Source organism: Prochlorococcus sp. MIT 1314 (assembly GCF_034093315.1).
Classification (GTDB): Bacteria; Cyanobacteriota; Cyanobacteriia; order PCC-6307; family Cyanobiaceae; genus Prochlorococcus_A; species Prochlorococcus_A marinus_Y.
Genome location: NZ_CP139300.1, coordinates 1,517,926 through 1,533,371 on the forward strand (window position 1 = coordinate 1,517,926; position 15,446 = coordinate 1,533,371).

Below are 15,446 nucleotides of genomic sequence, written 5' to 3' on the forward strand. Positions count from 1 at the left end.
AAATAAATTTATCTATTAATAGTTCTTTTCTTTCAAACGTGATTCCAAATAATTTCCTCAAATATAATTAGTGTTATTATTTTTAAATACTTATAGTAAGAAATTTAATGGTCTATATCAGATGATTAAAAGTGCAAAAAATATAGGCTTTATTTTCGTTTTAATTTCAATTACTGTTTTAACTGGAAGATTTTTTTTAAACTCTAAAAATAATTTTATAAATACTGAAAGAACCAATATTGAAAGAAGGACTATTTATGAAAAGCTTAAACCATTACTAGATAAAGCAAAATTAGCTTCTGATCAAGGCGATTATTTAAAGGTTATTAATATACTTAAACAAATAAACCAAAAAATTAATATTCTTAATGATTCAGAACTCCAAAAAAATATCTATAGAGGTAAAAACCTTAATGCTATAGCTCAAAATTATCAAGCTATTGGATATTTTAAAGAGGCTGAGGATTCTTATCTTAAAGCTGCAAAAGTTTATTTAGATATTCCTTTTAAAGAGAATTCTCAATATGTTTTAGAAAACTATTTATATTTATCTAATCTATATTCCGAAATAGAGGATTATGATAGAGGTATAGCAACTTTGCTGATCGCAAATAATTTAATAGAGGAACAAATTGGAAAAAAAATACCTGAAAGTTATATTATTGCTGGGGAAATTGGAGAATTATATTTAGATAAAGGTGAATTTCTAAGCGCAGAAGTTTTTATTGAAGCCGCGATAAAAGGTTTAGAGGAACTTAATATAAATCATGAAATGAAAAGTAAGTATCAACTTGAATTGGCAGATTTATATATAAGACAAAAAAAGTATATAGAGTCTGAAAAACTACTTAGCCAGTTAATCAAAAAAAAATACTATAAAAATCCAAATATTTTTATAGCATTATCAAATGTTTTATTGTCTCAAGGCAAATTTAATGAAGCTGAAAAAATTGCACTCCAGCTAATAAAAGAAAATAAAGAAAATTATAATCTTAAAAGTAATCCAGATTATCCATATCTAGTAGCAAATATTGCTTACATTTATGATTATCAAAAACTTTTTTTAAAATCTCAACCATATCACCTTAGCTTACTTAATCCTGATTATGATCTCTCATATTTAGATAATGATTTTAAAATATCAATATTGAACAATGTAGCTCATAATTTATTGAGTTTAGGATCCTATGAAGAAGCTGAACGTTTGCTTAATTTTGCAATTGAAGCTAACAAAATTAGATTCTCAGATGCGGATGAAAAATATATAAAGCCATTATCTAATCTTTCACTACTTTATTATCTTCAAGGAAGACAAGATGAATCAAATAAATATGGATATCAAGCTTTACAAAAGACTTTTGAATCTATGCAAAAAAGAGTCCAAGAATTGAATATTTTGGATAGACAAAATTTTATTTCTGATTCATATCAGAAATTTCATTTATTTCCTTTTGCATTTATTGAAAAAGATAGCTCTTATAAAAACTTGGCATTCTTTTCAAGAATAAATTATCAGGGTTTATTACAGGATATAGAAAGTAGACAAAATAGATTAAAAATTCTTGATCCTGAAATTAAGCAGTTAAGAAATAATCTAAAACTTATAGAAAGTAAATTATCTTCAAATAAAACCTTAAACTATGAAAAATTTAGAAGAGAACTATTCTCAAGGAAAATCGAACTTGAAAAATCTTTAAATGTATTATTACCTAAATTAAATCCAATAATTTATGACGCCGAGGATATAGCAAGTGTAATCCCAAAAGATTCTGTATTAATTGAATATCAAAAGTATGATAGTGCAAAAAAAGAACCTTTTAAGAATTTAAAACCCAAGGAAAAATATTTAGCTTTGATTCTTTCTCCTGATGGAAATATTTCATCTTTTGATTTGGGTTCTGCGGAAGTTATTGAATCAATGATAAATGCTGCAACTAAAGCTACTAAATTAAAATCAAATAATGCTTTGCAAAAATGGAGAGAAGTTAGTGATCTTATTATAAAACCTCTTACTGAAGAAATTAATCAAAAAGATAGATTAATCATTTCGCCTGATTCTGCCCTAAATAAAGTTGCATATTCTGCATTGGGATCACCTTTAAGCGAGAACTTATTAAATGATGATTTTCAAGTAAATTTAATTACCGCAGGTAGAGATTTATTGGAGATTAATCAAGCAAATTCTCATAAAAGTACTATGCCCATTGTTATTGCAAATCCTGATTTTGGAAAACCAAAGTCAAATATCAGGAGATTTAAAAATATAAAAAGCGATTTTTATAAAAGAACTGAAACCGAAATATTAGAGTATAAATTAGACCTAAAAGGTACCTCATCACAATCATGGAAACTTCTTCCTTTCTCCAAACTAGAGGGACAAGATATTAAAGAAATAATTAATGCACAACTTTTTATGAATGAAGAAGCAAAAGCTTCATTGATATTTGAAAATAATATTTCTCCAAAAATTATTCACATAGCAAGTCATTCTTTTTATCATGATGCTTATTATGATTCAGCAATTGAAGACTATAATAAAAATCCGCTTAATCGAACCGGAATAGTATTTGCAGGAGCAAATTTAAATTTTGAAAATGATAATGATGATGGATTTTTAACTGCGTTAGAAATTTCAAGACTTGATCTTAGAGGGACTGAATTATTTGTTGTATCCGGTTGTGAATCTGCAATGGGAGACTTAAGAATTGGAGAAGGTATTTATGGTTTAAAAAGATCTATTGCAGTAGCAGGGGCTCAATCAAGTTTGCTTTCTTTATGGAATATAAGAGATGATTCAACGGCGATATTTATGACTTCTTTTTATAAAAGACTTAAGAAAGGGGAAACAAAATCTGAGGCTTTATATAGCACTCAAAGAGATTTTAGAGAGGGTAAAATCAAAAGCAGTAATCCTGAATTATATGATTGGAGTAAGCCATTTTATTGGGCGCCTTTTCAATTAAGTGGGGATTGGAAGTCTATAGAATTATAAAAATTTATAAGCATTTATTATTATTTATTACTGTAGATTTCGCTTTCTCAATAATTTTTGAATCAGGTGCTTTTTCTGAAAAAAGAAGTGCCAAAGCCATATCTTGCTCTTTTTTAAGTTTATTATTTATATTTTTTATCCAAGCAGATTTACTACTCCCAATCTTTTTGATTTCATTAGAAAGCTTTTTAAATGATTTTTGCGGACTAGCTTTTAAGGTTATATCTAAATATTCCTCGGAAGATATACCATTCTGCGCGAAGCTAATAAGATATTCTTCATTTGGCTCTACAGGTTTAATTGGCCATTGAATTGGTTTATATGATTTTTTATTGGAGTTAATTTCTCTTGACCAGATAATTTCCCCATTCTTTGAAATTATAATTTTTTCAACTTTAGTTTTTGGAAAAATTAAGGGTTTATCAAAAGATAAATTAACAATATTTTTTGTACCATCAAATGATGAATTGGGACTTAATAAACAAATTTTTATATTATTTTCCTCAGAACTACTTCTTGTATATATAGGCTCTAATTTATTTGCTGAAATAGAGGCAAGATTATAAAGTAATCTTGGTTTGAAAAGGGATGGTGTGGCAAATATACCAGCTAGAATTAATAGACCTAAACTTAATTTTTTTCTATGAAAAATTAAATTATCTAATAAATTTATTCTTATTTTACTTCCTCTTAATCCTTCTCTGGATAGAGCTTCTAAATCTAGAATTTGAATCATTGAAAGAAATCTATTTATGCCACCTTTAAAAGAGTTAATTGGAATATTTACATATTTATTTTTTGGATTAGGTTCTTTAATTAGGTTCTTAAATTCTTTTTCAGTAATTAATCCAGGGAATTCGATTAAACCATTTTCTTCATCTATGCTCATCGCAAGAATTAATTGAGGAGCTGAGTTCTTTTTGTACCATCTTTTCAAAGGAATAATTGCCTCATCAGAACTTATTCCTGTAATTACTATTTGAATATAAAACTTGTTTATCTCAACTAAACAATCTAAATCTTTAATACTTGAAATTAATTTGACTTCAAGATTTAAGTTTTCATCAGAAATAACTTTTTTCAAAGCAACTATAGAAGCTTGATCAAGACTTTTTACTTTTTCTATATCTATAGACACTGCACTATCAGAGATAGGTTTTGCCTCAAAGAAATTATCATCAGAATTAGTCAATTTTCCCTTCATTTTTTAATCAAATAATTGACGGTATCCTGCAAAATAGATGTATTTTTATTTGATTGTCTTTTAGTAATATATTCAATCAAACTATTTATAACTTTATCTATTTCTAAAGGACTTGTTTTCATCCCTTTAAATTCCTTAAGATCCTTTAGTTTTAATGCTGTTTTAAGTGAGATTTTTTCTGCTAAGGTTTTTTCTTTTAATAATTTACTAACCCACCCTTGCTTATGGTTGCATTTCTTTGCTATGTCTCTTTGGCTATATCCTTTTGAATATAGTTGCCATGCCAATTTTCTATCTTTATCTCTAAGCCATATTATTTTTTCTTTTTTAAAAATAATTTCTAAGGTATCTTTTGCTAATTCTTTTGATAGTTTCTTAATTAGATATATTTGTCTTTCTTCTTTAATTTGATCCTCATTGCTAGATGCTTCGTATTTTTTTTCTAAAAGAAATTGTTTAATTGATGGCATAGATTCAGGAGACTTTAATCCTTTCTCATATTTTCTGATTGCAGCAGCAATACATTCCAAATTATCTAATGTACTTTGTTTGGGATTTAAGGTATTAATAAATGCCTGATTAGGTACCCAACCACTAATCCTTCCATACTTTTTTTTGTATGCTGCTTTGGCCTTCTTATAATTGATAAGATAACTTTTGTGAAGACTAATAATCTCATCATTATTTATTTTTAAGGTATTAAATTCCTTGCAGGCTTCTAAAATCCTTTTTGTACTCGTATCAGCAATTAAAGACCAGTCACTTTGTAATCTTAAATTACATTTAACCAGATATTTTTTTAGGCTAGTCTCTGATTTGATTTGATGAGTAGTCCAGGTGTCTAGGCTAGATAATTTTTTATTGAAGGTTTTTATTATTTTTGCAGAGAATGGATATAAATTATTAGAGGTTATGATTGATAAACTTCGCCAATTAAAAGGTTTTTTAAATTTTTTGTCGTTTACTGATGAAGTTTTTATAAATTTTTCTCCTCTATCATTCAATACATATGAAAGCATTGTTAGATAATCTATTTCATGTAATTCCTTATGCTTTTTATAGAGATAATCTATATTTTTCTTTATAGGATCACTTAACCTGCATCTTATACATAAGATTGGATAAATGCTTTCTGAAAACTTTTTACTCAGTTCTAATAACATATTATCCGATGCTTTAGATTTGATTTCAGAAACTATATTGTTTTTATCAAGATATTTACTGCAGACATTAAAGTTCTTTTCTTTTATATCTTTTCCGAAAGAATTTAAATAAATTAAGGTTTCGTAAGGTGTGTTCAATATTGACGAGAAATTTAAATTCTGACTAAGTATACAATTAATTTTCATTTTCAAGTAGATGACTTAAATAAAATTGGAATCAAAAGATATTTTCAGAACTAAATAGGATTAGTTAATTATTAAACTATCTTGGTACAAACAACATTAAAATATGCATATAGTGAAAATCAAGATTTATTTGGATCTTTTCTGAATGAGTCTTCAGTTAAGCTTGGTCATCAGGACTATTTTGGGGCTATTGAAGCTGTTACTAAAGCTATAAATTTAAATAATAAATATCCAATTCCATTTATCAGGAGAGCAGGGATAAGATACAAGATTAAAGATTATAAAAATGCAAATTATGATTTAAGAGAAGCTTTTAAATTGAAAAAAAATTGTCCAGAAAATTATTTATTTAGAGCTTACTTCTTAGCTTATTCGATAAATAAAAACCTTGAAAATAGTAAAGATGCCTTTATTAATTTAGAAAAAGCTATAAATCTGAGGAATTCATCAAAAGCAGAAATATGGCCAATTGAGATTTATTTTTTATATGAAAAAAAGGGCGACTTTTTAAAAGAGTCAGGTAAATATGATCATGCAATTTTTGAATATTCAAAAGCGATTGGATCATATATTAGTGATCCAATTTCTAATGCGAGACTGCATTCTAAAAGAGGCTGGTTAAACTATCATGAAAGAAATTATGCATATGCAATAAATGATTTTTCTATAGCAATAAAGAAAGCTAAACAAATAGATAAATATCATTACTTCATGGCAAGAGGATTTTCTCTGATAAAGATTAATAATCTCGAAGCTGCTTTTGACGATTTTAAAAATGCTTTGGAATGTAATCAACTTGCAATTGAATTTTATAAAGATTTTTTTTTGAATTTTGTTGAACGAGAAATTTGTAATTTGCTACAGGTTTATTTTGAAATAAGGCTAAAAAATGATTAAAAAGAAATTTTATAAATTATCACCCTCTATCAAAGCTGAAAAGATAGCAACAAGAGCAAAGAATTGTGATGATGAAGTAAATTATAAATATGCAATTATGGAGATATCTAAAGCTCTAGAAGTAAACGATGAATGTGAAACTACATATTTTATAAGAGGAGATTTATACTCCCAAATGGATGGATATCATGATCAAGCTATTAGCGACTTTACTAAGGCAATTGAATTAGATCCAAATGATTTCGCAAAATATAATGCTAGGGGAAGGGCATATCTAAAAGCAGAAAAATATGAAAATGCCATTAATGATTTTACAAAAGTAATTGAGATGAGTATGTCAACTTTACTGATGGACTCTTCTTCAGTTTTTGAAGAGAGAGGTTTTGCATTTTTAAAATGCGGATTTTTTGGTAAAGCAATTAGTGATTTTTCAGAATCATTGAAAGATTCCGAAGATGAGATTAAGTTTTTGTGCAGAGCTATGGCATTAGCTAAAAATGATAATTATGATGGAGCATTAAATGACTTGATAGCAGCATCAAATATTAACGGTAATTGCCTAAAGGAGAATAAAAACTTTTTATCCGATTTTCCAAAAGATTTTAAAGCAATTTTATTTATACATTTCCCTAAAAAATATCTTGATGATTTGAATTTATCTATTTAAATTAAAGATTTATTTTGAAATCTCAGAAGAAGATTTCTCTCTAAAACTTTTAAAGGCAGGATTGTTTTGTGCAATATCTATTTTATGTTGGGCTACAGGCAACTCATTGAAAAGAATATGATAAGAGGCTATCAGTCCTATCGATATAGTACTTATAACTCCAGGTGCGGAAGTCAGGTTGATAAAAAATAAAATAATTCCAACTGCAAAGAAAATATTAAAAATATAAAAATTTCTCATAAAGTTGATTTTCATTAAGAGAGGAGTTGAATGTCTAAGCCAAGACATACTGAATATGCATATTGGATAATTGAATAAATAAATCAAGTAAATAAATTCCTTGAATCTAAAGGCTAGTATTATAGGAACTATTATTGCTGCAGCAGTGGTTACTGTTGAAAGTAAGTTCCCAATAAATAATTTAAAGGAATAATTAGTCACTGCATCCATATATTTTTTGGCCGCCCTGTCTTCCTCTTTAGTGAAATTCATAATAAAGAATCATCAATACCTATTCAGAACTAAAGATATCTACAAATAATATTATTTAAATGACATTTCAGGATTTTCTGAGAAACTCTTCAGTTTATTTTTCAATTATTTCTTTAATAATTTCAATAACTTTGCTTGGATTTTACATAAGAAATAGGTCTCAGTTATTCATGCCTGATGAATATAAAACTATTAAGCGTATCGTAAGCAAAGTTGCAGATAGTAATAATCTTGGAAACCATCCAATTACTTTTACAATTATTTCTGGCAGCAGGGTCTACTGGATAGCAAAATCTTTAGGTGTATGTTCTGAGGATTTTTGTTACTTTATGAGGAATATAAATCCATTTATTCAGTATAAAGGAAAGTCGGCTGAGGAATTGAATGAAGCTATTCGTCAGACATACATTGTAAATGGAATAGAAGCCTACGCTTGGCCTAATGGGACAGTGGCAATTAGTCGTTCATCTTTCAGAAGTGCTTCTGACAGGGAATCTTATCTTGCTTTTGTAATTGGCCATGAAATTAGTCATATATTAAATAATGATAGTTTTCAGAATTCTCTTCGTACCAGTAAAGAGGGATTAGGTTTAAAACCAAAAAAAAAGACACTCATTGGCTATGGCATTTCCAGAGAAGCTGAAAGTAAAGCAGATATTAAATCCGCAGAGATGCTAATAAATGCAGGCTATTTAAAAGAAACTCCAGTGGAGGCTCATGATTTTTTTGCAAGGCTTAATGGGTATGGCTATGCAACTGAGAAGGATAGCAGTCACCCAGGGTATGAGGAGAGGAGAAAAAATCTTAAAAAGTTCATAGCCAAATATAAAGAAAAAGATTCAGATAATTCAAATAGAACAAATGGTAAGTGGATTTATAACAGGAAAGAAAATACTCTGACTTTCAAAGTTCAGTATTAGTAATTTTTTGCTGAAGTTAATTTATTTATGAAGAAAAATTTGTGATCGTTTTATACGTCCAATCCCTTTAAATACCCCCCCCCAAGGGGGGGAGTTATTAATTTAAAAACTTAATTGATAGTGACTGTATCTCATCAACATTTTTATATCTCTGTGACCACTGCATGCACTTATCTCCAGAGCATTCATTCCTGAACTCCACATTCTGCTTATAGCTATATGTCTTAAATCATGAAATCTTAGATTTTCTAAACCTGCTTTCTTCCTTGCTCTATCAAATCCATTTCTTGCAGATCCCTTTGTCAGGTTTATTACACTTCCCTCTTTGCTTTTAAAGCTTTTGAGAAGTTCTTTTGCTTTATGGGGTAAAGGAACCATTCTCATGGAACTGGAACTTTCTCTTGCCGCACATTCCTTTCTTTGGATATGAAGTCTGTTGTTCTTTAAATCGATATTTCTCCAGTTCAGGCTTAAAAGTTCTGAGCGGCGAAAGCCAGTGATCAGTGCAAGCTTTGTGAGTCTCAGATGATTTGGGTTGGTCATTTGAGACAGTTCATGTAAAAGTCTTTTCTCGTCTTGATCAGTGAAAAATGGTGCTCTAGCATCTCCAGTCCCTCTCACTCTCAGTTGCCTTGCGGGGTTATCTTTTATCCCAGCTCCTCTTTCATCTCTTGCCCAGTCAATCAATACTCTCAATATCCTCAGTTCCCGCATCACTATATTTGGTTTCACCTTAAGTAATCTTTCATCTCGCCAGACGGCAAAATGCCTTATCTGCAGGTCTTTCAGAGGAATATCTCCAAGCCAGCTTTCTGCTGTCACTCTAAGGGGATATTTTTCATTATCCGCACTTCGGTGCATAAGCAGAGGACCATTTATATAGTCATTGATTGCCTCTCCCAGGGTGACGGGGATGTCATTTAAAACCCTTTTTGTTCTCTCTTCGACTGCATCTGCCCAGGATTCCGCCAAGTCTTTGGAAAGAAATGTTTTTGACCTCGGGCCTACATAATTCTTCTTTAATGCAAAATAAGACACTCGAAATGTGGTCAGATAGTGGTCAATTTATATATCCTTTATGAAATTATTGATAGTCTTAAATAAAAGAGGATTGATTAGTTTTTGAATGTCTTCTGGAATATCGCCTAAAAAAGAATATTCTGGAAAGGCTGTTGATCAGAGTATTGATAATTTAAAACCGCTTGAGGATTATTTTGAAAAGAAGCCAAATCTGAATAATGAACAAAAACATGCTGCTTCATCTCCAGAAAAAAATATACTTGTACTTGCTGGAGCTGGTTGCGGAAAGACGAAAACAATTATTGCTCGTGCAGAGTATCTAATAGAAAATCTCTCTCCCGCTAATAAGGTTCATATCTTAACTTTTACAAGGAAAGCCTCCGCTGAAATTGTGCAGAGAGTCAAAAGTAGTCTTGGAGAAAAAGCAGAGGGTTTAAAAGCAACAACATTTCATACTTGGTGTATGTCACTAATTAGAAAAAGTCCAGATCTTTTTGGATGTAGGGATTTCTCAGTTATAGATAGAGATGATCAACTGAGTATATTTAAATTTATTAGAGCAGCTTCAAAATTAGCAAAGGAGCCAAAACTTCCAAGAGCGGGAGACTTATTAGACGCATATTCCTTTACAAGAAATATTGGAGGCACTTTAAAATCAACATTCGAAGAAAATTTTCCTTCATCAATGGGTCTCTTTGAACAAGTAAAAGAAATTGTAATTGCTTATGAAAAGAGAAAAGAGAACTCAAAATATTTAGATTATGACGATATTTTGGAAGTTGTGGCTAATCAAATTATTAACCACTCTGATATTAGAGATTGGGTTGCTTCTCAACAAAGTGATTTATTAATTGATGAGTTTCAAGATACAAATCCACTTCAATGGAAATTAATTAATCCTTTAATCAATAAGATTAATCTATTTTGTGTAGGGGATGATGCTCAATCTATTTATGGCTTCAGAGGGGCAGATTTTGAAAATATCCATAAGTTTAAAGAAAATGTCGAAAATTCTACTATTTTAAAATTAAACAAAAACTACAGATCAACTCAGGAGATACTAGATTTATCAAATTGGCTTTTGGATCAAAGTCATCTTTCATATAAGAAAAAATTAATTGCAGATAGAGGTTCAGGGATAAAACCTCAAGTTCATACTTTTTTAAATGAATGGGATCAAGCTGGTTGGATAGCGGATGATCTTAAAAGGGTTTATGCAGAGGGAAATAAATGGAGAGAGAATATGATTTTAACTAGGACTGGATACTCGGCACGAAGTATTGAAAGAGCATTGATTGAAGCTAAAATTCCCTATGTTTTTATTGGAGGTAGAAAATTACTAGAATCAGCACACGTCAGAGATGTTTTATCTTGTTTAAAAGTTGTTGCTAATCCTAAAGATGATTTAGGTTGGATAAGATTTCTCAAGTTATGGCCAGGCATTGGTGATGTAAAGGCTTCTAACTTATTAAAAGAACTAGAGACATGTAAAGATATCAAAGAATGTACTGAAAAAATAAAAAATGATAGAACGATCCCAAAACAAATTCCTTATCTTCTTGAAGATGTAAGTAAATGTGAGACTCCAAGAACCGCATTTAGAGAATCTGTTATTGGATTAAGAGAGGTATTAGAACAAAATTACAAAGGCAACAATTGGGAAAAAAGAGTTAAGGATTTTTCAGTAGTCGAGCAACTTACCGAAAAGTCAAATTCAATTCTTGAATTTATTGAAGCATATATTCTTGAACCAATTTATGAGTCTGAACTTCTTCCTTTAGAGCCAGTTAAAGATGCTGTAACTGTCATAACAATACACTCTGCAAAAGGTGCCGAATCAAAAAGATGTTATGTAATTAACGTTTCCCCTGGAATGTACCCTTTAACAAGAACACTTAATGATGATTCAGAAGTTGAGGAGGAAAGAAGAGTTTTATATGTTGCTTTAACAAGAGCAAAAGATGAATTGATAATTACAAGATCATTTAATGAGTCAGCGGCATCTGCGCAAAAAGGCAAAGATGATAAAAATGATCTATATTTTCTTGCAAACCTTGAGGATGACTTAATAGAAAATGAAGATCATAGATATTTAGACTCTGAAAATCAATTTAGTGAATCTAAACTGACTAAATCAAGAAATAAACCTTCGACTAGTGTGGATCTTGAATAAATAAACTTTAATTCTCTTTATTCATGATTAATTGAAACTCCCAAATAGTGGTCAAATGTTGCTTAAATTGACCGGACAAATCACGGAGAATTAATCAAAAAATTAGCTATGGCTTGTAAACCTAGTGCTGCACTAGAGCTAATAAGTGCTTTAGGAGCATTAGGTCGCAGGTTCTAAACCTGCAGCTCATTTTGATAAGCTGGATTATTTTTATGATTATCTTTTTGGACGTTGATAAGTGTATAAATTCCAGGCAAAAAATAATATCTTGGCTTAATCTTGAAGTACTTTATTGAATTAAGTTTTTGTTTTGATAGATATTCCTAAATGGCATCAGTTCATGAGACCTTTATTAGAGGTTTTAAAGGAAAATGGCGAAATGCCGCGTCAAGAAGCTATTGATGCTGTTGTTGATAAAGTTAGGTTAAGCGAAGAGCAACTAGGCGTATTAAATGAAGGTAATGGAAAATCTAAAGCTCGTGGAAGAGTTGGTTGGGCTTCATCTTATCTGAGAGTAGCAGGTGCTTTAGATGGGCCCAGAAGAGGTTATTTTGCCCTTGGGAAAAATGCAGAAAGACTTTTAAATCTAAATAGACAACTAACTCAGGCTGATTTAAAACAAATCCCGGAATATCTTGAACATCAGGCAAGAAAAGCTGAAAGAAGACTTAATGGCACTGATTATGTAGAAAATGAAAATGATGATTTAAATGATGATACTCCGCAAGATTTAATTGATAGGGGTATTAAAAGACTTCGTTCTCAGCTTATAGATGATCTTCTAGAACAAATTAAAGCAATTAGCCCTGCCTCCTTCGAAAGTTTAATTTTGCAAGTTCTTGCTCAAATGGGTTATGGGGGAGGTGATCCAAAAAGAATACAAGGGGTACCAAGAGGCCCAGATGGAGGGATTGATGGGAAAATTGATGAGGATAAATTAGGTTTAGATCAGATTTATATTCAGGCAAAGAGATATTCCGAAAATTCTGTTGGAAGACCTACTGTTCAAAGTTTCTTAGGGGCGATGACTGGGGGAGGTTGTAGGAAAGGAGTTTTTGTTACGAGTAGTACTTTCACTTCTGAGGCAAAAAAATTTGCAGATGGATTAAATGATGTCCGTCTGGTTTTGATTGATGGTGTAGATTTAGCAAAATTAATGATTGAACATTCTGTAGGAGTTCAAGTCAAAGAGACGATTAAAGTTGCCAAGATTGATCAAGATTTTTTTAGTGGGGATGAGTAAAGAATAAATTTAATTCAAATTATTTTTAATACTTTTGAAAAATTCTATAAGCTTTTTGAATCCTGAGCTATACATACTATTACCTCTGTCATCTAGCTCCTTATTTTCAGGGACCGATAACCAATGATCCTTAAGTTGATTTAAATCCTCATTCCTAACTAATTCATCGACTGATGAATATTCAGGTTTCATCTTTAATAATTCATTTGTTATTTTATAAACCGCACTCGTATATTTACCAATTGTGCTTTCACTTAGTCCCGTGTCTTTTCTCATCCATTCAGAAAATGGTGCATCATACATGAAAGTTTTTGCAAAACTCAATCTATTCCAAATTTTTATATCGATATTTGAATAAAAGGCATCTAAATTAATTGAACTAAAAACTTCTTCATTAATAAATTTAAAAATTCTTTCAGTAGGAACTTTTCCTTGTGCAATTTCTTGAAATTCTGCAATTATTCTTTCATCACTCATTCCTAGAGCTGATAAAACGGTAACAATTTGCTTGAATGCATTTTCTTGGATAGAACTTTTATCCTCTTCATCTAATACAACGGGCAAAATTATATATCCAAATTTTTTATTTTTTGATAATCTCATCGCTCTCCCTGCTGCTTGAACAATATCAACTTTGCTATGTTTGGGATCAGCAAAAAGAACAGCATCAACTTCTGGAATATCAACTCCTTCGGTTAAACATCTTGCATTTGTAATTAAGCTTGGTTCTTCATATGTGAATCTATTTATTACTTCTGACCTTATGCCAGTGCTAAATTTCCCCGAGATATGAAAAGAATGCAAATAACCATATTTTTCGCTTAATTTATTAACTTCTTCATTTAATTTGCAAAAATCTTTTGCCCTTTTGATATTTCTATGAAAAGAAATAATATGCTTTATATTTTTTTCTTTTATTATCTTTCTTAAGGTTATCAACGCTGCAAATGTTGAAGCATCTGCCTCGAAAGACCATAATCTATTATCCGAAGATAATATTGCATTATTATCTATAAGTTCTTGTATCTGTTTTTTAGAAATTATGGTTGAATAGATTCGATAATCAGAGAGTATAGGGGGATTTTGTTCTAGGGCAGATTTAAATGAAAATTGATCAACAACTTTCCCATAAATTTCTTCATCATCCATTGAAACAATATTCTCAGAATCGCCTTTAAAAACTCTTTCTGTAGCTGTCATAAATAATCTTTTTTTTATCAAAATGTTTGCATCATAAAGAAGTTGAGCAAAAGGTTTATTTTTATTCCCAACTGTTTTATGCGCTTCATCAAAAATGCCAATATCAAAAATAATATTTGATTTTTCTACTGACTCAATTAATTTTTTACCGCTTTGATAAGTAGTAATGACAATTTTAATTTTTTGGGAATTTTTTTGAAGAAAATCAGAAATTACTTCTTTATCAGTGTTTACTTCAATTCCTAAATCAAATGTATTTATTGCAGGATCATCTAAATTTTTAACATCATCATCACTACAAACAGCTATCCAATCAATCTCGATACCTTCACACATAAATTCTCGGGCCCAAGTTTTTAAAGTTTGCTTCACAAGTTGAAGACTAGGAACAACTATTAGTGCATTATTTCCTTTCATATATCTAAAGAACCAATATCCAGTCAAACTTTTTCCTGATCCACAGGGATGAATTAATTTACCTCTTGATTTATTTTTAAAATAAGAAAGACAGTTCTCAAGAGCTATTTTTTGATGTTCTCTAGGTTCGTACTTGTTAAGGGTTACTTTCTGATTATCTAAAATTGAATGGAAATTTTTAAATTCTTCATTGCCTAATTGTGAAAAATCGGAATACGTTATAAAGCCTAATTTTTCTTTATGAACAGTAGAAATTTTTTTACTTACTTCTAACGCAGATGAACTTATTATCCTGTGTCTGATTTTTTGGTAAGTTACATCTCTTTCAGTAATACTAAAAAAAGTACTTACTTCGTCATAAGAAATATTCTTATGGAAATCATCATGATACTTGCATTGAATTGCCCAAATATTGCCTTCATTTGATTCCGCTATAAAATCAACACCAATTTCCGGCCTTTGTAAATCTAATGAATCAAAAACTTTATGAGGGACATTAGAGTGATGCCATAAATTAGTTAATTTACTAGAAAAAATTGGATTATTTATGAAATATAGGGAAGTTAATAATTCAAATACATCACCCTTCTTTTTATTGTTTACTGGATCAGATCCAAGTTTACTAATCTGAGTAGAAAATTCATCCCAATTATGAGATGAAAGCACCAATTCTTTTGTTTCATGCTTTTTAAAAATATCAATATCTTGTACTGATTTTGCAGAAAGCATTTCTTCAAAACTTTTTAATTAATATACATAGAAACAAATATAAAAACAAAAAACATTCTACAAGAAATTTAGAATTTATTTATGCAAAGTGATAAGGCCTAAAGACTATAATTTATATATTTTTTGTATTTTCTTACAAATTC

11 protein-coding genes are annotated in these 15,446 nt (G+C 29.9%); 6 read left to right on the forward strand and 5 right to left on the reverse strand.

What is annotated here, in order from left to right; genetic code table 11:
• Positions 1-121: 121 nt before the first annotated feature.
• The gene (locus tag SOI86_RS08655; protein ID WP_320681413.1) at positions 122-2,992 is read left to right on the forward strand and encodes a CHAT domain-containing protein; all 2,871 of its coding nucleotides are present in this window, start codon (positions 122-124) and stop codon (positions 2,990-2,992) included.
• A gap of 4 nt (positions 2,993-2,996) precedes the next feature.
• Here the strand turns inward: SOI86_RS08655 and SOI86_RS08660 are convergent, their stop codons facing one another.
• Together SOI86_RS08660 and SOI86_RS08665 are read right to left on the reverse strand one after the other, a co-directional pair.
• Positions 2,997-4,196, reverse strand: a complete 1,200-nt coding sequence (locus tag SOI86_RS08660) for a hypothetical protein (RefSeq protein ID WP_320681414.1) — start codon at positions 4,194-4,196, stop codon at positions 2,997-2,999.
• Positions 4,193-5,545, reverse strand: coding sequence for a hypothetical protein (locus SOI86_RS08665; protein ID WP_320681415.1), 1,353 nt, complete (start codon positions 5,543-5,545; stop codon positions 4,193-4,195). The genes SOI86_RS08660 and SOI86_RS08665 overlap by 4 nt, the downstream gene beginning before the upstream one ends.
• Before the next feature lie 81 nt (positions 5,546-5,626).
• Here SOI86_RS08665 and SOI86_RS08670 point away from each other — a divergent pair, with 81 nt between their 5' ends.
• Positions 5,627-6,442, forward strand: a complete 816-nt coding sequence (locus SOI86_RS08670; protein WP_320681416.1) for a hypothetical protein — start codon at positions 5,627-5,629, stop codon at positions 6,440-6,442.
• A complete protein-coding gene (locus tag SOI86_RS08675; protein ID WP_320681417.1) occupies positions 6,435-7,109 on the forward strand; it encodes a tetratricopeptide repeat protein in 675 nt (224 codons plus the stop codon). Before SOI86_RS08670 ends, SOI86_RS08675 begins: the two co-directional genes overlap by 8 nt.
• 9 nt (positions 7,110-7,118) lie before the next feature.
• Here the strand turns inward: SOI86_RS08675 and SOI86_RS08680 are convergent, their stop codons facing one another.
• A complete protein-coding gene (locus SOI86_RS08680) occupies positions 7,119-7,601 on the reverse strand; it encodes a hypothetical protein (RefSeq protein WP_320681418.1) in 483 nt (160 codons plus the stop codon).
• A 59-nt stretch (positions 7,602-7,660) separates the two neighbouring features.
• Here SOI86_RS08680 and SOI86_RS08685 point away from each other — a divergent pair, with 59 nt between their 5' ends.
• On the forward strand, positions 7,661-8,521 hold the full coding sequence (locus tag SOI86_RS08685; protein ID WP_320681419.1) for a M48 family metalloprotease: 861 nt from the start codon (positions 7,661-7,663) through the stop codon (positions 8,519-8,521).
• Between the two features lie 102 nt (positions 8,522-8,623).
• On the opposite strand, the gene SOI86_RS08690 is transcribed toward SOI86_RS08685, so the two are convergent.
• The gene (locus SOI86_RS08690) at positions 8,624-9,559 is read right to left on the reverse strand and encodes a site-specific integrase (RefSeq protein WP_320681420.1); all 936 of its coding nucleotides are present in this window, start codon (positions 9,557-9,559) and stop codon (positions 8,624-8,626) included.
• 88 nt (positions 9,560-9,647) lie between these two features.
• On the opposite strand from SOI86_RS08690, the gene SOI86_RS08695 reads away from it, so the two are divergent.
• A complete protein-coding gene (locus SOI86_RS08695) occupies positions 9,648-11,714 on the forward strand; it encodes an ATP-dependent helicase (protein WP_320681421.1) in 2,067 nt (688 codons plus the stop codon).
• 310 nt (positions 11,715-12,024) lie between these two features.
• Positions 12,025-12,957 carry a restriction endonuclease gene (locus tag SOI86_RS08700; protein ID WP_320681422.1) on the forward strand — a complete coding sequence of 311 codons (933 nt, stop codon included), beginning with the start codon at positions 12,025-12,027 and terminating at the stop codon, positions 12,955-12,957.
• 9 nt (positions 12,958-12,966) lie between these two features.
• Here the strand turns inward: SOI86_RS08700 and SOI86_RS08705 are convergent, their stop codons facing one another.
• On the reverse strand, positions 12,967-15,303 hold the full coding sequence (locus SOI86_RS08705; RefSeq protein ID WP_320681423.1) for a DEAD/DEAH box helicase family protein: 2,337 nt from the start codon (positions 15,301-15,303) through the stop codon (positions 12,967-12,969).
• Positions 15,304-15,446: the final 143 nt, after the last annotated feature.